Annotated in this window: 19 protein-coding genes; 12 read left to right on the top strand and 7 right to left on the bottom strand. The window is 42.2% G+C overall.

Translation table 11 applies throughout. From position 1 onward, the window contains the following. Positions 1-8: 8 nt before the first annotated feature. The 8 genes from OFO12_RS07830 (at position 9) to OFO12_RS07795 (ending at position 9623) form a co-directional block, all read left to right on the top strand. A complete protein-coding gene (locus tag OFO12_RS07830) occupies positions 9-1043 on the top strand; it encodes a rod shape-determining protein (RefSeq protein WP_270868978.1) in 1035 nt (344 codons plus the stop codon). Continuing rightward, on the top strand, positions 1036-1785 hold the full coding sequence (mreC, locus tag OFO12_RS07825) for a rod shape-determining protein MreC (protein ID WP_270859932.1): 750 nt from the start codon (positions 1036-1038) through the stop codon (positions 1783-1785). Before OFO12_RS07830 ends, mreC begins: the two co-directional genes overlap by 8 nt. After that, the gene (gene carB, locus OFO12_RS07820; protein ID WP_270870088.1) at positions 1785-5045 is read left to right on the top strand and encodes a carbamoyl-phosphate synthase large subunit; all 3261 of its coding nucleotides are present in this window, start codon (positions 1785-1787) and stop codon (positions 5043-5045) included. The genes mreC and carB overlap by 1 nt, the downstream gene beginning before the upstream one ends. Further along, the gene (locus OFO12_RS07815; protein WP_270870087.1) at positions 5035-6987 is read left to right on the top strand and encodes a hypothetical protein; all 1953 of its coding nucleotides are present in this window, start codon (positions 5035-5037) and stop codon (positions 6985-6987) included. Before carB ends, OFO12_RS07815 begins: the two co-directional genes overlap by 11 nt. Beyond that, positions 6974-7867, top strand: a complete 894-nt coding sequence (locus OFO12_RS07810) for a DMT family transporter (protein ID WP_270870086.1) — start codon at positions 6974-6976, stop codon at positions 7865-7867. The genes OFO12_RS07815 and OFO12_RS07810 overlap by 14 nt, the downstream gene beginning before the upstream one ends. 69 nt (positions 7868-7936) lie before the next feature. Then, complete coding sequence (locus tag OFO12_RS07805; protein ID WP_270870085.1) at positions 7937-8593, top strand: CsgG/HfaB family protein; 657 nt, start codon at positions 7937-7939, stop codon at positions 8591-8593. Then, the gene (locus OFO12_RS07800; RefSeq protein ID WP_270859926.1) at positions 8593-8955 is read left to right on the top strand and encodes a DUF4810 domain-containing protein; all 363 of its coding nucleotides are present in this window, start codon (positions 8593-8595) and stop codon (positions 8953-8955) included. Before OFO12_RS07805 ends, OFO12_RS07800 begins: the two co-directional genes overlap by 1 nt. Continuing rightward, positions 8952-9623 carry a DUF799 domain-containing protein gene (locus tag OFO12_RS07795; protein ID WP_270859925.1) on the top strand — a complete coding sequence of 224 codons (672 nt, stop codon included), beginning with the start codon at positions 8952-8954 and terminating at the stop codon, positions 9621-9623. The genes OFO12_RS07800 and OFO12_RS07795 overlap by 4 nt, the downstream gene beginning before the upstream one ends. Before the next feature lie 223 nt (positions 9624-9846). Here the strand turns inward: OFO12_RS07795 and OFO12_RS07790 are convergent, their stop codons facing one another. From OFO12_RS07790 to OFO12_RS07770, 5 genes are all read right to left on the bottom strand, one after another. Further along, positions 9847-10344: a flavodoxin gene (locus OFO12_RS07790; protein ID WP_270870084.1), complete on the bottom strand. Its 498-nt coding sequence runs from the start codon at positions 10342-10344 to the stop codon at positions 9847-9849. Positions 10345-10420: 76 nt separating this feature from the next. Then, a complete protein-coding gene (locus OFO12_RS07785) occupies positions 10421-10552 on the bottom strand; it encodes a hypothetical protein (RefSeq protein ID WP_270870083.1) in 132 nt (43 codons plus the stop codon). A gap of 37 nt (positions 10553-10589) precedes the next feature. Further along, positions 10590-10913, bottom strand: a complete 324-nt coding sequence (locus OFO12_RS07780) for a DUF2325 domain-containing protein (RefSeq protein ID WP_270865353.1) — start codon at positions 10911-10913, stop codon at positions 10590-10592. A gap of 169 nt (positions 10914-11082) precedes the next feature. Further along, positions 11083-14634 carry a pyruvate:ferredoxin (flavodoxin) oxidoreductase gene (gene nifJ, locus OFO12_RS07775; RefSeq protein WP_270870082.1) on the bottom strand — a complete coding sequence of 1184 codons (3552 nt, stop codon included), beginning with the start codon at positions 14632-14634 and terminating at the stop codon, positions 11083-11085. Positions 14635-14772: 138 nt separating this feature from the next. Beyond that, positions 14773-15186, bottom strand: coding sequence for a hypothetical protein (locus OFO12_RS07770; RefSeq protein ID WP_270862801.1), 414 nt, complete (start codon positions 15184-15186; stop codon positions 14773-14775). Between the two features lie 96 nt (positions 15187-15282). Here OFO12_RS07770 and dut point away from each other — a divergent pair, with 96 nt between their 5' ends. The 3 genes from dut to OFO12_RS07755 are packed head-to-tail and all read left to right on the top strand — an operon-like array spanning position 15283 to position 17005. Next, entirely contained in the window at positions 15283-15975 is a 693-nt protein-coding gene (gene dut / locus OFO12_RS07765; RefSeq protein ID WP_270870081.1) for a dUTPase, read from the top strand. Between the two features lie 9 nt (positions 15976-15984). Continuing rightward, on the top strand, positions 15985-16734 hold the full coding sequence (locus OFO12_RS07760; protein WP_270870080.1) for an EI24 domain-containing protein: 750 nt from the start codon (positions 15985-15987) through the stop codon (positions 16732-16734). Positions 16735-16789: 55 nt separating this feature from the next. Further along, on the top strand, positions 16790-17005 hold the full coding sequence (locus tag OFO12_RS07755; RefSeq protein WP_270859918.1) for a hypothetical protein: 216 nt from the start codon (positions 16790-16792) through the stop codon (positions 17003-17005). A 35-nt stretch (positions 17006-17040) separates the two neighbouring features. Here OFO12_RS07755 and OFO12_RS07750 read toward each other — a convergent pair whose 3' ends face one another. Then, positions 17041-17448: an acyl-CoA thioesterase gene (locus OFO12_RS07750; RefSeq protein WP_270870079.1), complete on the bottom strand. Its 408-nt coding sequence runs from the start codon at positions 17446-17448 to the stop codon at positions 17041-17043. Positions 17449-17570: 122 nt separating this feature from the next. Between OFO12_RS07750 and ciaB the strand changes: the two genes are divergently transcribed. After that, positions 17571-19391, top strand: coding sequence for an invasion protein CiaB (gene ciaB, locus OFO12_RS07745; RefSeq protein WP_270870078.1), 1821 nt, complete (start codon positions 17571-17573; stop codon positions 19389-19391). A gap of 227 nt (positions 19392-19618) precedes the next feature. Here the strand turns inward: ciaB and OFO12_RS07740 are convergent, their stop codons facing one another. Then, a complete protein-coding gene (locus OFO12_RS07740) occupies positions 19619-19783 on the bottom strand; it encodes a hypothetical protein (protein ID WP_270870077.1) in 165 nt (54 codons plus the stop codon). Positions 19784-20046 lie beyond the last annotated feature (263 nt).

The raw sequence follows: 20046 nt of genomic DNA, 5'->3' as shown, positions 1-20046 counted from the left end.
GGGAATAAATGTTACTTGATTCTTTATTAGGCTTATTTTCTAGTGATATGGGAATTGATCTTGGCACGGCAAACACGCTAGTTTTGCTAAAAGATAAAGGTATAATCATAAACGAACCAAGCGTCGTGGCTGTGCAAAACGAACGCTATGGCAAACAAAAAATCATAGCTGTGGGCGCAGAAGCCAAAGAGATGCTAGGTCGCACACCGGGCGATATCGAGGCTGTGCGCCCGATGAAAGACGGCGTTATCGCAGACTTTGATATGACTGAAAAGATGATTAGATATTTCATCGAAAAAACGCACAAAAGACGCTTTTTCGTAAGTCCTAGGATTATCATCTCTGTGCCTTATGGTCTAACGCAAGTCGAGCGCAAGGCCGTGAGAGAAAGCGCGATGATAGCAGGTGCGCGCGAGGTTTATCTAATCGAAGAACCAATGGCAGCAGCGATTGGCGCAGGGCTTCCAGTAGCCGAGGCGAAAGGCTCGCTAGTCGTAGATATCGGTGGCGGCACGACAGAGATTGGTGTGATTTCGCTAGGGGGCATTATAAATGCAAAATCAGTGCGCGTAGCAGGCGATAAAATCGACGCTAGCATTGTAAATTATGTCAAAGAAAAATACAGCCTTCTTATCTCAGAGCGTGCAGCCGAAGAGATCAAAATCAAAATCGGCACCGCAATCCAACAACCAAAAGATCTAACCTACACGGTCAAAGGCAAGGACCAAATCAGCGGGCTTTTAAGCTCGGTTGATTTAACCAGCGAAGATGTCAGAGAGGCGATAAAAGACTCGATCCGCGAAATCGCTGACGCGCTAAAATTTGTGCTTGAAAGTATTCAGCCAGAAGTCGCAGCCGATATCGTAGAAAACGGCGTGGTTTTAACCGGCGGAGGCGCGCTAATTAGAGGGCTAGATAAATATCTAAGCGAGGCTGTGAAACTGCCTGTATTCGTAGCAGATGAACCGCTTCTTTGCGTCGCAAACGGCACTGGCAAGGCCCTAGAAGAGATCAAATCGCTAAAACAAACAGCAAATGACTAATGTAAAGTTTCTACTCATCGCTGTGGTATTGGTGGCTACTTCGCTTATTTTTGGATCGCAAATTCATGGTAAATTTATCGGTCTTAGCGGAGGAGCTATTGATACTTACAAAGATATTACGAGCTTTATAAAAAACAAAATTTCAAAACACATCGATCAAGCAAACACTATCGAAGCCCTGCGCGCCGAAAACGAGGAGCTGAAAAAATCCGCCATGCTTCTTGGCACCTTTGCAGGGGAGTTAAATAAAATTTTGCTTGATAAAAACAGCTCCGCTTATGAACCGCGCGTCGAGCTTGTTAGGACGCTAAGTTACGCTAGCTTAAATGATTACAACAAATTTTGGATAAATTTTAAAAATTTCAATCCAGATAAAGTTTATGGTCTCATTAGCGAGGGCAAAACCGCAGGAATCGTCGTAAATCGCGATAACAAACCCTTAGCCATACTCCAAAAAGATGAAAAAAGCAATTTTTCTGTATCAATCGGCGAGAGCCAAATTCCAGGCGTTGCAAACGGCGAGGGAAATGCTTTGGTGGTGAAATTTATCCCGCAATGGCTAGATCCAAAAGTCGGCGATGAGGTTTATACGAGCGGAAAGGACGAGATATTTTTCGAGGGAGTGCCTGTGGGGCGGGTCAAATCAGTTCAGAGTGGTAAATTATACAAAAGCGCTGTCATAGAGCCATACGCAAATCCAAATATGCCAACGTTTTTGTATGTCGTTACAAAGGAAAGATAATGCCAAAAAGAGAAGATGTAAAGACGATATTGCTTATCGGAAGCGGTCCTATCGTCATCGGTCAAGCGTGTGAATTTGATTATAGTGGCACACAAGCTGCTAAAACTTTGAAAAATTTGGGCTATCGCGTAGTTTTGATAAATTCAAACCCAGCTACGATTATGACAGACCCTGATTTTGCAGATGCGACCTATGTCGAGCCAATCACGAAAGAGAGCATTTTGCGAATTATCAAAAAAGAGGGTGTCGATGCGATACTGCCTACTATGGGCGGTCAGGTTGCGCTAAATGTCGCAATGGAAGTCTATGAAAGTGGCGAGCTAGGCGATGTGAAATTTCTAGGTGCTAAACCAGAAGCGATTAAAAAGGGCGAAGACCGCGTGGCTTTTAAGGAAGCAATGATTAAAATCGGCATGGACTTGCCAAAGTCAAAATACGCCTACACTATGGAAGAAGCTCTCCGTGCAGCCGAGGAAATCGGCTTTCCGCTCATTATCCGCGCTAGTTATACGCTTGGAGGCGCAGGAAGTGGCGTAGCGTATAATATCGACGAATTTAAAGAAATCGCACAAAACGGCATTGATATCAGCCCAATCCATGAAATTTTGATTGAAGAGAGTTTGCTTGGCTGGAAAGAGTATGAAATGGAGGTTATCAGGGATAATAAAGATAACTGCATTATTGTCTGTTCTATCGAAAATCTCGATCCTATGGGCGTGCATACGGGCGATAGCATTACGATTGCACCGGCCTTGACGCTCACGGATAAAGAGTATCAGCGCATGCGTGATGCAAGTTTTGCGATTTTGCGTGAGATTGGCGTCGATACGGGCGGAAGTAATGTGCAATTTGCCATAAATCCGCGCACAGGTCGCATGATAGTAATCGAAATGAATCCGCGTGTCAGCCGTAGTTCAGCCCTAGCTAGCAAGGCCACAGGCTACCCGATAGCCAAGGTCGCTACCATGCTAGCTGTGGGATTTAGCCTAGATGAGATCAAAAACGACATCACGGGCACGCCTGCGAGTTTCGAGCCTGTGATTGATTATATCGTCACAAAAATCCCTCGCTTTGCATTTGAGAAATTCCCGGGCGCGAACCCGCACCTTGGCACTGCGATGAAGAGTATCGGCGAGGTAATGGCGATTGGGCGCACATTTAAAGAGAGTATCCAAAAAGCACTTTGCTCAATGGAGAAAAGCTACTATGGCTTTATCGAGTTAAATTTAAGCAAAGATGATTTGATTTTTGGGCTTAGAAACGCAGGACAGGATAGAATTTTGTATGTCGCGCAAGCTTTTCGCGAGGGATTTAGCGTAGATGAGGTCTTTGAATTTAGCAAAATTGATCCGTGGTTTTTGCGCGAAATTCACGAAATTGTCGAATTTGAAGCCAAAATCGACATGGATATCCTAAATGCTCCGAATTTGCTTCGCAAAGCTAAAACTATGGGCTTTTCGGACAAAATGATTGCGCATTTGATCAACAAAGTCGATAATCTAGGCCTTACGCAAAACGATATTTTCTTTGCGCGCGCAAAACACGGCATAAATTTAGAATATAACGAAGTCGATACCTGCGCAGGCGAATTTAAGGCTCTCACGCCGTATTTGTATTCTAGCACAAATATCACGCCAAACCTGCCAACCAGAACGCCACAAAACGCCAAAAAAGTCCTAATTATCGGTGGTGGTCCAAACCGCATAGGGCAGGGCATTGAGTTTGATTATTGCTGCGTTCATGCAAGCTACGCGCTAAGGGATCTTGGCATAAAGAGCATTATGTATAACTGCAACCCAGAAACGGTTTCGACCGACTACGATACGAGCGATATTTTGTATTTTGAGCCAATCGATTTCGAGCATGTTCGCACCGTAATCGAGACAGAAAAGCCAGAGGGCGTAATCGTGCATTTTGGCGGACAAACTCCGCTTAAATTTGCCAAACGCCTAAACGCAATTGGAGCCAAGATTATTGGCACGAGCGCGCGCACGATTGATATCGCAGAAGACCGCAAGAAATTTAGCGAATTTATCACTAAAATCGGCGTAAAACAGCCTAAAAACGACACAGCCATAAGCGAAGCAGAAGCGATAGAAAAAGCGGCAATCATCGGCTATCCGGTCCTTGTGCGCCCTAGCTATGTGCTTGGCGGTAGAGCAATGCGCAGAGTGCATAATGTCGATGAACTAAAAGAGTATATGAGCGAGGCTGTGAGTGTGAGCTACCACTCGCCGGTATTATTAGATAAATTTTTGCTTGACGCAACCGAGCTTGATGTCGATGCTATAAGCGATGGCAAAGATGTCTATATCGGCGCTATAATGGAGCATATCGAAGAGGCTGGAATCCACTCTGGCGATAGTGCAAGCATACTGCCTCCAATGAGCCTAAGCGATGAGATGATTGATAAAATCAACGAAACCACAAAACAGATCGCGCTAAATTTGGGCGTCGTGGGGCTTATGAATATTCAGTTTGCGATTTTTGAGGACGAGCTTTATATGATCGAGGTCAATCCGCGAGCTAGTAGAACCGTGCCGTTTGTGAGCAAAGCAACTGGAATTTCAATGGCAAAGGTCGCCACGCGCGTAATGTGGCAAGGAAATTTGCGCGAGGCGCTTAAATTTTACGATAAATTTGGCGTTTTGTGCGAGGAAAAAGGCATTTTAAAACCGCGCGTGAGCGGCAGAGTATGTGTCAAAGAAAGCGTATTTCCGTTTAACAAACTCCCAGGCTGCGACATCGCGCTAGGGCCTGAGATGAAAAGCACGGGCGAGGTTATGGGTATTAGCGAGAATTTCGCAAAAAGCTTTGCCAAAAGCCAAATTTCAGCCAGCAATGTCTTGCCAAGCAAGGGCGCTGTGTTTATGAGCTTGACTGACCGCGACAAAGAAAAAGGGGTAAGCCTAGCTAAGACTTTGGTTGAGACTGGATTTAGTCTGATTGCCACTGGCGGGACTTGCAAGGCGTTAAGAGAGGCTGGGTTAGAATGCGAGTTCGTCTATAAAATTTCAGAAGGTCGCCCAAATATCGAAGATAAGCTAAAAAATGGCGAAATCGCCCTTGTCATCAACACCAGCGACACCAAATCAAGCTCGTCAGATACATTTAAAATCCGCCAAGCTGTGGTGAGATTTAAACTGCCGTATTTTACGAATATCAAGGCCGCGCTCGCTGCTACTATGTCAGTGTGCGCAGTCCAAGACGGAAGCGCACTGGAAGTGAAAAGCTTGCAAGAGTATCTAAATGCAAGATAGAATTTCGTCTGAAAATGACGATGAATTGGGGCTAGGGGACAGTCTCCTACTCCAAATTCAAAATTTAGCTAATGGCAATCAAGTTAGCAAAAACGATGTTAAAAAAATTTCAAGCCAAATTTTCCCATTTAATACCAAAATTTTCGTTTATTGGCAGTTTTACGGCTCATACGCCACCCAAACCCTAAAAGGCGACGCGAGCGTTGATATACACTTTGGTGATAACAAAATTGATTTTGAGGAATACACACAAAGCCTTTTGGATTTAGCCCAAAATGACGAACAAAGTCGCCAAGATTTTGTGGAAAATTTAAAAGCCACCAAAGCAAACGAAGCGATTAAACTCTCAGGCTCTACACAAAATTTAGGCGATTATGAGAAATTTTCGTTTTCGTATTATTGCGGTAGTTGTAGCGGGCGCGGGCTTGTGCGCTGTAATAACTGCGGTGGGCGCGGAAATGTAGGCTGCTCATCTTGTGGCGGAAGTGGCAGAAGCAACTGCTTTGCTTGTGGGGGCACTGGAAGCGTGCTTTCATATAGACAGGTGTATCAAAACGGCGAGTATGTCTCGCAAAGCTATTATGCGACCTGCTACTCGTGTGGCGGAAGCGGTTTGCAGACCTGTGGCTCGTGCTATGGCTCTGGAAGCCTTAGGTGTAATTCGTGTAGAGGTAGCGGGGAGATAACCTGCCAAAAATGCAGTGGATACGGGATTTTCACAGATGTTAGAACTGTAAGCATAATGGCAAAATCAAGCGCAAATTTAAAAACCTCGTCTAAAAAATACGCTAACGAATTTGACGAATTTGCCAGTAGTGCTGGCATGGAGCTTTTAAGCGAGAAAATTCCTTTTGAATTGGTCGAATTTAATAATTATTCTAGCGATACCGAGCTTTGCGTTTATGAGGGAAATAGCTATTTTAGCGAATTGCAATATCAAATTTTAGATAAAACATATCTTGGCGTGGGGTTTGCAAATCCGCCTTATGCCTTTATCAAATCGAAATTTTTCGATGATTTATTTGCCGATGAAATCGAGCATTTAGAAAAAATCGGACTTGACGGCAAGATAACCAAAAGGGAGGCTTATTTGTTTTTTAACAAATACGCCTCCCAGAGCGTTTTGGATAAATCAATGAAGCTAATTGCCTCCATTAGGCGCGATAAAAACGAAGAGTTAGGCTATGCGGTAAAGCAAAGTTGCGATGATTATATCAGCGATGAGAGCGCGCTTAGGCTAAGTGCGATGATGAAGGGGGTGCTAGATAGGATTTCGCCTGTGTATTCTGGGCTAATCTGGGGGCTTGGAGGGGCGATTTTTGCGATTTTTGCGCTAATTTTAACGGAGCTAAATTTAGAAAGCTCATTTTCGCGCGCCCCATTTAGCGCTATTTTTCAAAGCGCGTTTGGAGTGTTTGTGTTAAGCCTTGTTTTAGGGCTAGTTTTTTACACGCTAAGCTCGCTTTCTACGCTACTTAAAAGGCGCAAAATCCCAAAAGAATATCGCCAAAAAATGCGAAATAAAGATCCATTTAAAAAAATGGCGATTTGTGGAGTTTTCGCTTGGATTGTGGGTGGAATTTATGGCTATTTTGCGTCGCAAAATCCCGCTTTGCGCCTTGAAAATAGGGTAGAAAATTTTGTTTTAGAGCAGATTGAAATCAGCGAAAAATTTATAAAAGATTATGAAATTTGCGAGAAATTTAAAACTCTAAACTGCTCTAATGAAATTTTGCCTGCTAAAAACAGCGAAATTTCGCCAAGCTACGAGCAAAAGGTCATATTCATACAACAAACCCTGCGCCAAAACGGCTACAATGTCGCAATAGACGGCAAATTTGGCAAAAAAACAATAAACGCTTGCACCAAATTTTTAGGCAAAAGCTTTAATTCGATTGATGAAATTTATGATGAAATGCTAAGACGAAATGAAGGCAAATAGTCAAATTTTTGGCATTTTCATAACCTTTCTTGGTGGGGTTTTGTGGGGATTTAGCGGGGTTTGCGGTCAGTATCTCTTCGAAATAAAGGGCGTGAGCGCAAACTGGCTTGTCCCGCTTCGCCTGCTTTGTGCTGGGGGAGTTTTGGTGATTTATTGCGCTTTTTCGTTGCGAGATAGGCGAGTTTTTGCGCCGATTTTGGACGCGAATTTGAGGGCGCAATTTTTGGCTTTTTCGATTTTGGGCTTAATGCTGACGCAATATTTTTACTTTTATTCTATCGAGCTTTCAAACGCCGCTGTTGCCACCGTGATCCAATACACCGCGCCCGCGATGATTTTGGCGATTGTGTGTATCACAGAGGCGCGACTACCTAAAATCAATGAGTTTATTTCGCTGATTTTGGCGATTTTAGGCGTTGTGATTTTGGCTACGCATGGGGATTTGGGCTCGCTTGTAATCAGCCAAAAAGCGCTTATTTTTTGTCTGCTTAGCGCAGCTTGCGTTTGCGTGTATAATCTCGCGCCCAAAAAACTAAACCAAAAATACCCCGTCGTGCTAAATTTAGGCTGGGGCATGGTGCTTGGCGGAGTGGTTTTAGGCGGGGTTTTGGGCGTGTGGAATTTAGCTGGCGTTAGCGATACAAGCGGTGTTTTGGCGTTTTTGGGCGTGGTGTTTTTCGGCACGGTTTTGGCATTTAGCTTTTATATGGTTGGGGTGAAATTAATCGGTGCGCCAAAAGCAAGCCTAATCGCAGCGATTGAGCCAGTAAGCGCAGCTGTGTTTGCGCATTTTTGGCTAGGGACAAAATTTGTATTTTTGGATTTCGTAGGATTTGTGCTGATACTTTCGTGTATATTTTTATTAGCGAAAAAGGGCTAAATTTAGCCAAATTTGACCAAATTTTGCGTATAATCCAATTTTTTAAATTTTCAAATTTAAGGATTTATTATGAAAAAGAAAATTTTACTTTCAGCGCTTTTTGGTGCAGTGATTTTCACAGGTTGCGCCACAGAAAAGCAAAGAGTCATCGACACGCCTGTCTCGCAAGTCGCACTTAGCCCGTATCACGGCGAAAAAGTAGCCGTCAGCGTGGGTAGATTTGCAAATCAATCGACCTATAATAGCGGTATTTTCTCAGACGGCGAGGATAGGCTAGGAAGCCAAGCTTTGAGTATTTTAATCACAAATTTACAGCAAAGCGGGCGTTTTAATGTCTTGGAGCGCGCAAATTTAGAGGCGATGAAACAAGAGAGCAAAATTTCGAAAAAAGCCCAAAGCTTAAAAGGGGCGAAATACATCATCACAGGCGATGTCGTGGAGTTTGGCAGAAAAACTGTCGGCGATCATCAACTTTTTGGAATTTTGGGCAAAGGCAAAACTCAAATCGCATACGCCAAAGTTAATCTTAATGTCGTAAATGTCGCTACTAGCGAGGTTGTGTATTCAAGCAGTGGTGCTGGTGAGTATTCGCTAAGCAACCGCGAAGTCATCGGCTTTGGTGGCACAGCTGGATATGACGCTACGCTAAATGGAAAAGTTCTAAGCCTAGCGATCAAAGAAGCCAGCGACAAACTAGCCCTTGGCGTCGATAATAAGGCGTTTTAATGAAAAATTTAATTTTTGCATTTTGCCTCGGGGTGCTTTTAGTAGGGTGTGCTGGCGGTGGCAGACAGAGCCTGTATCACTGGGACGGCGAGTATCAAAAATCGCTTTATTTATATCTTAACGAAGAGGGCGACATAAACGAGCAAATTTCATCGTTAGAGAAATCTATCGCCAAAGCAGAAGCTAGCGCGAAAAAGGTTCCGCCAGGGCTTTATGCGCATGTGGGGCTTTTATACAATGCGCTAGGAAATACAGCCGCAGCTAAGTCGTATTTCCAAAAAGAAGCCACAGCGTTCCCGCAATCAAGGGGATATATGGAGTTTTTGCTCAGTGATAAAAAAGCCAAAAAGGGTGCAAAATGAAAAATAAATTTATAAATTTGGCTATATTTTGCCTCGTATTTTTACTTTCTGGTTGCGCAAACAACGCTCCCAAGACCGATTATTCAGCATTTTTGCAAAAAAAGCCAACCTCGATTTTAGTCTTAATGCCGACAAACGAATCCGTTGAGGTTAAGGGTGCAAGCGCGGTTTTGGCTCACAGCGTAATGCCTTTAAGCGAGGCTGGGTATTATGTCCTGCCTGTAAGCGTGGCGCACGAGACCTTCAAAAGCAACGGCCTTAGCGAAGCGGGCGAAATTCACGCCGTTTCAGCAGCGAAATTAAAAGAGATTTTTGGTGCGGACGCCGCGCTGTATCTAAAAGTCCTACAATACGGTTCGAGCTACAAGGTCGTTTCTAGCAACACTATCGTCAGCGTCGAAGGAAGGCTAGTCGATTTAGGCTCTGGCGCGACGCTGTGGCAAAAGACAGCCTCAGCCCAAAGTGGCTCAGGGAGTGGTGGCGGAAATCTTTTTGTGATGCTAATCTCGGCTGCGATAGAGCAAATCGCATCGAGCATTTCGGATAAAAGCTACGATGTATCGGCTATGAGCGACGCTTTGCTTTTGGGCCAAGACTGCAACGATTGCTTGCTTTATGGCCCACTCTCGCCAAATTTCGGCAAAGATAAACAACTGCAAAAAAATTAGTTTTCGCTGGGCAAATTTATCAAATTTGGTAAATTTGCCCCATTTGTCGCTAAGAGAAATTGTGTAGCAGTTTCGTGGCAATCTATGAGTTTTAAAAATTCAAATGCTAAAATTGCAAAATTTAAAATTCTGCGAAAATTCGTAATAACACTGTGTAAAAAAATTGTAAATTTTAAAATTTGTGTTTTGAAAAATCAAAAAGAGACCATAAGGTATCTTAAAATCATTGAAGATCTTGGGTGATTTGGGCCAACCAAGCCTTTACGCGACCTTCTGTGAGGGCGCTTTGGTTGTCGTTATCGAGGGCAAGGCCTACGAATTTGCCGTCTTTTATGGCTTTGCTTGCGCTAAATTCATAACCCTCGGTCGGCACCGCGCCTATGATTTTTGCGCCGGCTGTTTTAAATCTGGCATACAATTCCGCCATTGCGTTGCAGTATGCGCCAGAATAGCTCGAACTATCGCCCATGCCAAAAATCGCTACCGTTTTGCCAGCTATATTAATCGCGAGCGAATCAAAATCAAAGCTCGCCCAATCGTCTTGGAGTTCGCCATCGTTCCAAGTAGAGCTTCCTACGATGAGCGCGGTGTAGTTTGCGAGGTCCGCTGGCGTGATATCTGCTACATTTTTGATTTCATTTACTATGCCTAAATTTTCGCTTATGAGTTTCGCGGCTGCTTCTGTGTTTCCCATCGAGCTACCGTAGATAATGCCTATCATTTAAAATCCTTTATAAGCTAAATTTCGAGGGTCTATATTACTAATTTTGCTATGAATTTATACTTAAATTTGATGATTAATTCGCATACAAATCGCGCAAAAATGCGAAATTTGGATTTCGCAAAAAGTGCGATAAAATCGTGGTTTGGTTAAATTTAGCAAATTTTAAAAGGGCTAAATTTGGGGTTTCGCAAAAGCTAAATTTCACCCAAAATTTCAGCGAGAAATTTGGGTGAAATTTTAGATTAATCGTTTTTGTCTTTATCGCAACAAAATGTATTTTTTAGCCCGAAAATTTTACAATACTCGCAAAATACACAGCTCACGCTTCGTTTTGCGCACACGAGCGGGATATTGCGCTTTTTGACTTCGCTTTTGATTTTTTTCATCGTGTTGTGGTTTAAAAAACTAGTTAGCATTACCACGCAGTCGGTATTTTGCGGGATTGGTTTGCGATTGACGCGATTTTCGTTGCGTGCGTCCCAATGCTCGATATGCGTCGCGCCAAGATTGTGCAAAACAGCCTTTATCGGAGTGATTTCATCCGCGCCTATTACTAAAACACTCATTTTATCCCCTTTTGTTTTGATATTGGTTATTATAACACAAAAAATTTAAAACTTTCTGATAATGGATATAAAAATCTCAGAATTTTTATAAATTTAAAAAGGCTAAATTTAGGGAATTTCGAAAGAATAAAGAAAAAAGGTTGCGGTAAATTTACCGCAACCTGCGAGATTAAATCTCGTCTGAATAATCAGAATTTGCTAAGCGTTTTAGCTGTCTGTATCGTTTTTGAGAGTCTTGTTTGTTTTTAGCATAAAGCTCGTCAGCGTGCTCTGGGTTGTTTTTCCTTAGAGCGTTGTAGCGAACTTCGTTCATCAAAAAGCTCTCGTATAGATCCCAATCAGGCTCTTTTGAGCTGATTTTTAGTGGGTTTTGACCAGCGTCTGCTAAGCGTGGATCGAAGGTATAAGTTGGCCAGTAACCGCATTTTGTCGCAAGCTCAGCTTGTGTGCCAGAGTGGTTTAGACCGCCTTTGATACCATGAGCGATACAAGGGCAGTAGCAAATGATGAGTGATGGACCATCATAAGCCTCTGCTTCCAAAATCGCTTTGATTGTAGCAGCTTGGCTAGCGTTTGAGTTGATTTGAGCTACGAAAATATTTCCGTAAGTCATAGCGATTTGTCCCAAATCTTTCTTTTGAACTGCTTTTCCGCCAGCTGTGAATTGAGCGATAGAACCACGGCGGCTAGCTTTTGAGCTTTGGCCACCTGTGTTTGAATAAACCTCAGTGTTTAGAACCAAAACATTTACATTTTCGCCACTAGCTAAAACATGATCAAGTCCGCCGTATCCGATATCATAACCCCAGCCATCGCCACCGATAATCCATTGTGATTTTTTGCTTAGGTAAGATTTTCTCTCTAAAATTTCACTAACGCCCTTAACGCCTTTGTTTTGCTCTAAGATTGGGATTAGTTTGTCTGCGACTTCGCGAGATTTTACAGTGTCGTTGCGATTTTCGATCCAGTCATTATATAGAGCTTTTAGCGCGTTTGGAGCTTCTTCCATTGTATTTAGCATAACATCTTCGATTTTATGGCGAATTGTCTCAGTTGCTACCTTCATACCAAGGCCGAATTCTGCGTTGTCCTCGAATAGTGAGTTTGCCCATGCGACACCGCGTCCGTTTGCGTCTTTGCGGTATGGAGTCGAAGGAGCAGAACCGCCGTAGATTGAGCTACATCCTGTCGCATTTGCTACAATCATGTGATCGCCAAATAATCTTGTGATAAGTGTGATATATGGAGTCTCGCCGCAACCTGGGCATGCGCCGTGGAATTCGAAATATGGTCTAGCAAAGCCGACATTTTTGACATTGTTTTTCGGTGCCAAATCATCTTTGTAGCGAACATTTTCAAATAAATAATCAGCGCTTGTTTGCTCGCCTTTATCCATTTCTTCGCCAAGTGGAACCATAACCAAAGATTTCTCTTTGCTTGGGCAGTTTTCAGCACACAATGCACAACCGGTGCAATCTAGCGGGCTTACTTGAATTTTGTATTTCATACCTGCAAAATCTTTGCCTTTTGCGTCAAGTAGGTGCTCTTTTGTGTATTGTGGAGCGTTTGCTACATCGTTTTCGTCTAGCAAGAACGGTCTGATTACAGCGTGTGGGCAGACGAACGCGCATTGGTTACATTGGATACAATTTGCCTCGATCCATTTTGGCACAAGCACGCCTACACCGCGTTTTTCGTATTTTGTAGTGCCTGCTTCAAATGAGCCATCTTCGTGTCCGATAAATGCTGATACTGGCAAATCATTACCGCGCGCTGCATTTACAGGTTTTACGATTTTTTCAACGAATTCTGTGCCTTTGTATCCTACGCTATCAGATTTTACTTCGTCTTTCAAATTTGCCCATGCAGGATCGACTGGGACTTGGACTAAGCCGTCAGCGCCCTTATCAATCGCGTCATAGTTCATTTGCACGATTGCATCACCTTTTTTAGCGTATGATTTGTATGCAAATTCCTTCATATATTTTTGAGCTTCTTCAAACGGAATAATTTTTGCTAGTTTGAAAAATGCTGATTGCATAATGGTATTTGTGCGGTTGCCTAGTCCGATTTCATGGGCTAGTTTAGTAGCGTTTAAAATGTAGAATTTAACATTTTTTTGCGCTAGGATTCTTTTTACTTTGTTTGGTATTTTTTTGATAGTTTCCTCTGCGTCCCAGATTGAGTTCAAAAGGAAAGTTCCGCCGTCTTTGATACCGTCGATTACATCGTAAATTTCAAGATACGCCGCTACTGAACAGGCTACGAAATTTGGATTTGAAACTAGGTAAGTTGAGCGGATTGGTTTTTTACCAAATCTTAGGTGTGAGCGTGTGTAACCGCCTGATTTTTTGCTATCGTAAGCGAAATATGCTTGCGCATAAAGATCTGTTTTATCGCCGATGATTTTGATTGAGTTTTTGTTCGCACCGACTGTGCCGTCTGCGCCAAGTCCGTAGAAAAGACACTCGATCTCATCTGCTTCGCCAAGAGAAATTTTCTCGCCAACTGGCAATGATAGGAAGGTAACATCGTCATTGATACCGACAGTGAAGCCATTTTTTGGTTGGTCTGATTTTAGGTTGTCAAATACAGCGATCATTTGAGCCGGATCGACATCTTTTGAGCTTAGGCCATAGCGTCCGCCGATGATTAGTGGAGCTTTTTTGCTACCATAAAATGCTGATTTGATATCTAGGTATAGTGGCTCGCCGATACTTCCTGGCTCTTTTGTTCTATCTAAAACACAAATTCTCTCTACTGATTCTGGTAAAACAGCAAATAGGTGTTTGACGCTAAATGGTCTGTAAAGATGAACTTTGATAACGCCAACTTTTTCGCCTTTTGAATTTAGATAATCAACTACCTCTTCAAGAGTTTGATTGACTGAACCCATTGCGACTATGACTCTTGTAGCGTCTTTTGCGCCATAGTAAGTGAAAGGCTTATACTCTCTGCCTGTGATTTTTGAAATTTTTTCCATATAATCAGCTACGATATCTGGCAAAGCGTCGTAGAATTTGTTTGTTAGCTCTCTTGTTTGGAAGTAAATGTCATCGTTTTGAGCTGTTCCGCGAGTTTTTGGGTGCTCTGGGTTTAGTGCATTATCACGGAAAGCCTTAACTGCGTCATAATCGAGCAATTTGTCAAATTCAGCGTAATCCATAACCTCGACTTTTTGAATTTCGTGGCTTGTGCGGAAGCCGTCGAAGAAGTGTAGGAAAGGAACGCGACCTTTAATTGCTGCTAGGTGAGCGATACCGCCTAGATCCATTACTTCTTGCACGCTGTCGCTTGCTAGCATAGCAAAGCCTGTTTGGCGGCATGCATAGACATCTTGGTGATCGCCAAAGATAGAAAGAGCTTGCGCTGCAAGGGCTCTGGCTGCTACATGGATAACGCCTGGTAGCATTTGACCAGCGATTTTATACATATTTGGAATTTTAAGTAGTAAGCCTTGTGAAGCTGTGTAAGTTGTAGTAAGCGCACCAGCTTGTAGTGAGCCATGCACTGTTCCAGCGGCACCTGCCTCGCTTTGCATTTCTACGACTTTAACTGGCATGCCAAAAAGGTTTTTCATGCCTTTTGCAGCCCACATATCTGTATAATCAGCCATTGGTGAGCTAGGTGTGATAGGGTAAATTCCTGCAACCTCGGTAAAAGCGTAAGAAACATAAGCCGCGGCTTCGTTTCCGTCCATAGTTTTCATAACTTTTCCCATAATTTCTCCTTACTGTTCGGGATTGTGTAAAACCTGTGAATTCTAGCTAAAAGTTGCTTAATTTGTTGTAAGTAATTAAAATAAAAATAGAATTTTACGGATACAAATTCAACTGAATTTAAGTAAAAGGAGTAAAATTTACTCCTCTTTTTTGCGCTCCCAAACGCGCTTTTTACCGAAGGTTACGACATTATCGGTTAGCTTCATCCAATCAAGCCTAATGGCAAAAAGCTCAGGGTTCATCGCCTTGGCAACGGCAAATCTTTTGAAGTAAATTTTAGCCTCGTTTTCATCTGCGCTACGAATTTTGCCCTTAAACTGAATTCCTTTAATCCTAGAAATGATTTTGGTATCCAAAGCAATCGTGCCAGAGACGAAACGATTGGTAAAAAGCGCTTTGATATGCGTAGAATCTTCATGCCCTGAGAAAATCAAGGTTTTATTATCTTTATCGTAAGCGTAAAATGCGTTTGAGCAATACGGCAGATTTTCGACTAGCACGGCGATTGACATAAGCTTCATTTTGCTTAAAAATAGGTCAAATTTATCCATAAATCCCCCTGTAAAATTAAAATTTCAAAAATTTGAGTAATTATACCTACATTTTCTTTTATGCGCTATAATTTCGCGCTAAATTTAGGAGAAGTTATGGAAAATTATAAAAAAATAAAAGAGATGTTTTTAATGCAACAGCGCCTAAACGACGAAACCAACGGCGTGGGCTGGGAGGACGGATACACCAAAAACGGCAAACTAATCAACTGGAAGCGTTGCATTTATATGGAGTGTGCTGAGCTGATCGACAGCTTTGCATGGAAGCACTGGAAAAACATCGCCGCAGCCCCTGATATAGATAATATCGTCATTGAAATCGTGGATATCTGGCACTTTGTGATGAGCTATGTTTTGGAACAAAACAAAAATTTAAAGAGCATTGATGAGATTGCTAGCGAAGTAATCAGCGTAAGCGCGTTTAGAGAATTTAGCGCGCACCGCGCAAATATCGAGGATTACTCGATTTATGAAATCGTAAATGATATCGAGCTTTTGATTCACGAGACGAGCGGATTTAATTTTAGCGTGGGTTCGCTTTTGCAGGATTATTTCAGAGTGGCGATCAAGTGCGGGGTAAATTTGGAGGTGCTTTTCGCCAAATATATCGGCAAAAATGTGCTAAATAAATTCCGCCAAAATAACGGCTATAAAGAGGGCAGTTACCGCAAAATTTGGAACGGCAAAGAGGATAATGTCGTTTTGGTCGAAATTTTAAATAGTGGCGTTTTGGAAGTGGGCGAAATTTACGCAAATTTAGAAAAAGCCTATAAAAACAGCGAAATTTAAAGAAATTTAATGGGTAAAATTTTTCGCCTTTCAATCAAAGATTTTTTTACGAAAAAATTCATCACCCTTTCGCTTTTGCCGTTTTTTTGCGCGCTTTTGGTGCTTGGGTATTTTATGTATTTTGGCGGAAGCGAGATTTTTGCCCTGCTTGAAGAGGGGGCAAAAAGCGGTGATTTTAGCTTTTTGGACGAGGAGCGATTTCCGCTGATTGCAAAACTGCTAGCTTACGGCGCGACGAAGTGGATAATTGGCGTGATTTTTTACACCTTTGGGACATTTTTGGTGCTAATGCTAAGCGTGTTTTGCGCACTTTTTATCGCTGGATTTCTCACGCCGATTGTCACAAAAGAGATAAATTTAAGACACTATCATTTAGAGCGCGCCGATGAGCCAAATTTGGGGCGAGTGCTAACCCTAATGGTGATTGAAATTTTAAAATTTATTGGAATTTTACTACTTTGCTTGCTACTTTTAGCAGTTCCACTAATAAATCTTTTTGTGATAAATATACCATTTTTTTATATTTATTATAAACTCATTTTAATCGATGTCGCTTCAAACACCCTAGATAAAAAAAGCTTTGAGAAATGCTATAAAAAGGGCGGTGGGTATAAATTTATGCTTAGCGTATTTTTGTTTTATTTAGCGTGTTTGATTCCGCTCGTGGGTCTGTTTTTCCAGTTGTTTTTTATCATATACTTATCGCATATAATATTTTTATCGCAACTAAAATTTAAAAAAATTAATGCAAATCAATGAAATTTATGCCAAATTTGTATAAAATAGCGGTTTAGTTTATTTCAAAGGATTTCTCATGAAAACTGGCAATGTCTATATCTGCAATATCTGCTCACTCAAAAGTAGCGATGACGAAAACGCTGTATTTATCAAAGCCCACAAAAACGGCGAAACCGTGCATATTTGCACCGCCTGTATGCCAAGCGTAATACACGGCTCTGGTATGATTGTAAAAAGCAATGCGGAGCTAGAATCTGAATTTTTCGAAGAGTTTAAAAAACACACAAAATAAAAATTTGGCAAATTTTAAAATTTGCCAAATTTAGCCTAAAATCCCTTTAATTTTTTTAGCTCTGGATCGATTACGAGTTTGTAGCCCTCGCTATCGACGGCTACATAGGTTACTTCTGCGCTTGTTACATGCTGGCAAATGCGAGAGCGCGACTCTTTGCAATACCTCTCGGCTGTAACATTTACCAAAACCGTAATCGAAGTGTTGCCGATTTTGGTCACGGTTGCGTGGCAAGTAACTAAATCTCCCACGAAAACAGGCTGTTTGAAAATCACCTCTTTCATCGATATCGTAACCACGCGCTCAGGCGCAAACTCCCTTGCTGCGACCGTTCCAGCCAAATCAATCTGTGATAAAATCCACCCGCCAAAGATATTTCCAGCTGGATTTGTGTCTGTTGGCATAGCGATGATTTTTATAACTGCTTCGCCCATGTGTTCCATATTTTCTCCTTATTTGTAAATTTAAGCTTGGCATTGTAGCAAAGCCAGATTAAATAAAAAGTTACTAAAACTCTCTTAAAAAAAATTTTGCTAAAATTAGCCAAAATTTTAAAGGGAAAAATATGAATAATTTCGATCGATTAAACGAATTGGTGAGCGAAACGAAGGCAAATTTAAACGCACTTTATGCAAATTCTGATAGTGAGATTATAAAACAAGGTCTGCAAATTTGCGAATTTAGCGACATGCAAAGCGCGAAAATCGCGATTTTAAGGCGCATTGTGGATTTAAAAGAAGAGGCGATGATGCAAGAATTTCGCCGATTAGGCTATGACGCAAACAAACAAAGCCTGCTACGCGAAAAAATGTATGATTATGTCAGGCAAATACACTCTGACATGCACGCCGCGCTTATCGCAAAAATTGAAGAGGAAAAAATTTTAAACCCATTTTATTTGGAACTTATCAAAAGCGTGCATAAAATCGGACTTGTAATCAATCAAATGCAAAAAAGCTGGCAAAAACTCATTATCGACACTAACAACAAACGCTTAGAGATGAATTTCGCCAGTATCGCGGACGCCAAAGAGTATCTTTTCGAAAACGAGCTTTTACAGCGCACGCCACACGATGAAATTTGTGATCGTTGCTATGGCGCGATTATCCAAGATAGCGAGGGCAAATTTGTCATGGCGCCCTATGCCGTGGCGTTTGAAGAGGAGTGCAAGGAGTTAATTGGCACATTTAATAAGGCTATTTTAGAACTCGAAGATCTAGCAAGCAACGCCGAGGAGCGGGCATATATTTATTATCTTGCCAAGCTTCGCACAGCCTTTGCCGAGCGCAATAATGTCTTTGTAATCGGCGCGTGGCGGGACGCTGAAATGGCGTGGATGGAGACCAAATCCCCGATACAAATCGGCCACCCGCTTGAATACTACGAGGATAACTACACACACGCAGTCGCGCTAGAATGGGACATCAGGCTATCTCAGCCAACTAGGTTTGACGCGGATAAATTTAAGGCCGAAATTAGCGCAAGCTTTGATAAAATTTACAAACAAATCGGCGCAAATAGCCCTGTAATGCGCTCGCTCGTGCTTTCAAACATTGATAAAACCCAGCTTTATATCTCCACGCCGATGATTTATTACGGCGCGGATTTAAACGGACTATTTTCGGCGCAGGTTGTGCCAAATGACGAATTTGTCAGCACAAACTGCGGAAAGAAAATTTTCGCATTTGTAAATTTTGTCTATGAAAGTGCCAAAGCCAAGCCGTTTATGAAAATTTCATCGCAAATTTTTGATTTGGATTATCTAAATTTTGGGCGCGAAATTTTATTCAAACAGCCTAAAATTTGGCGTATGGTCTATGAAATCTCCACAATCGGCCACGAGTTTGGCCATATATTTTTCATCGACGAGGACACGGAGTCGCTGATGAATAAATCGGGCGCTTTCAAGCTCGTCGAAGAATACAAGGCCACCACAGGCGGACTAATCAACTTCTTTTTCAACGAAAAACCAGAAATGCGCCTGCCGGTCCTTGACGAGCTAATCCGCCGCAGCGTGGGGCTCATCGCGTGGCAAAGGGTAAATGATGTGAGGCCGTATTATTGCGAGGGGCTAATTCATCTGACGCTATTATTCCGCGCTGGCGTGTTGAAATTTGACGGCGCGAAGCTTGCGGTCGATTTCAGCGAAGCGGGGTATGAGAGATTTAAGGAAATTTGCCTGAAAAATTACGAAATTTTAGCGAGCACTTATTACAAAAAGCTCGACGCTTACGACTTTTTGGACGGATTTGTCGAGAATACTAGCGGCGTGTATCTACCAAAAGACGCGGTGTGTAGGGAGTTTGTGGAGTATTACTACGCGCTTTATGAAAAAATCGGCAACGAAATCGACGAGAGTGGTGAGCGTGAAAAATGGGCAAATTAGAGTCAAATTTAGCCTTTTTGGGTTTTTAAACACTGTGCCCGAGATTTGAAATTTGCAAATTTGTTATCGCAAAACCACACACCACTTTTGTCATTGCAAGCGCGCAAGGCACTTTTGAAATGACAAATTAAACAAATTTTGCCCACCATTGTCATTGCGAGGAGCGACAGCGACGAAGCAATCCAGAAAAATTTAAATTCAAAATTCAACCCAAATTTAGCATTGAATTATTTTTTGAATTTTAGGCTAAATTTTGAAATTCTTTGTAAGGGGGAGGGCGCGCTTGTTTGCTCTGCTTCGTGCGTTGCGCTCGCAAGAAACCTGCTTCGGCTTCTGCCTCGCACCGCTACGCTGGTTTTGGAGACGCTACCCTCCCCCTTACCAACCCTCACCCCTGTAAAACCTTAGAAGTGGCTAAATTTAAAGCGAAGCTTTAAATTTAGCTAGTTTTATTTTTACTGAAATGCTTTGCATTTCCTTAAAATTTCAAACATAAAAAAACCCGAGATTGCTCTCGGGTTAAATTTCAGAAATTTGGCAAAATTTTAAATTTTGCCAAATTTAACTAAAACGCAATGCTAAGCGCCATTTGTGCGCTTACACCTTCTTGTTTGCCCACATAGCCTTTTACGCCAGCGTCGAATTTAAGCGTTTC

Source organism: Campylobacter sp. JMF_04 NA10, assembly GCF_027737655.1.
In the GTDB taxonomy this organism is placed as follows: domain Bacteria; phylum Campylobacterota; class Campylobacteria; order Campylobacterales; family Campylobacteraceae; genus Campylobacter_B.
This window is presented reverse-complemented; position numbering and strand designations above follow the sequence as displayed.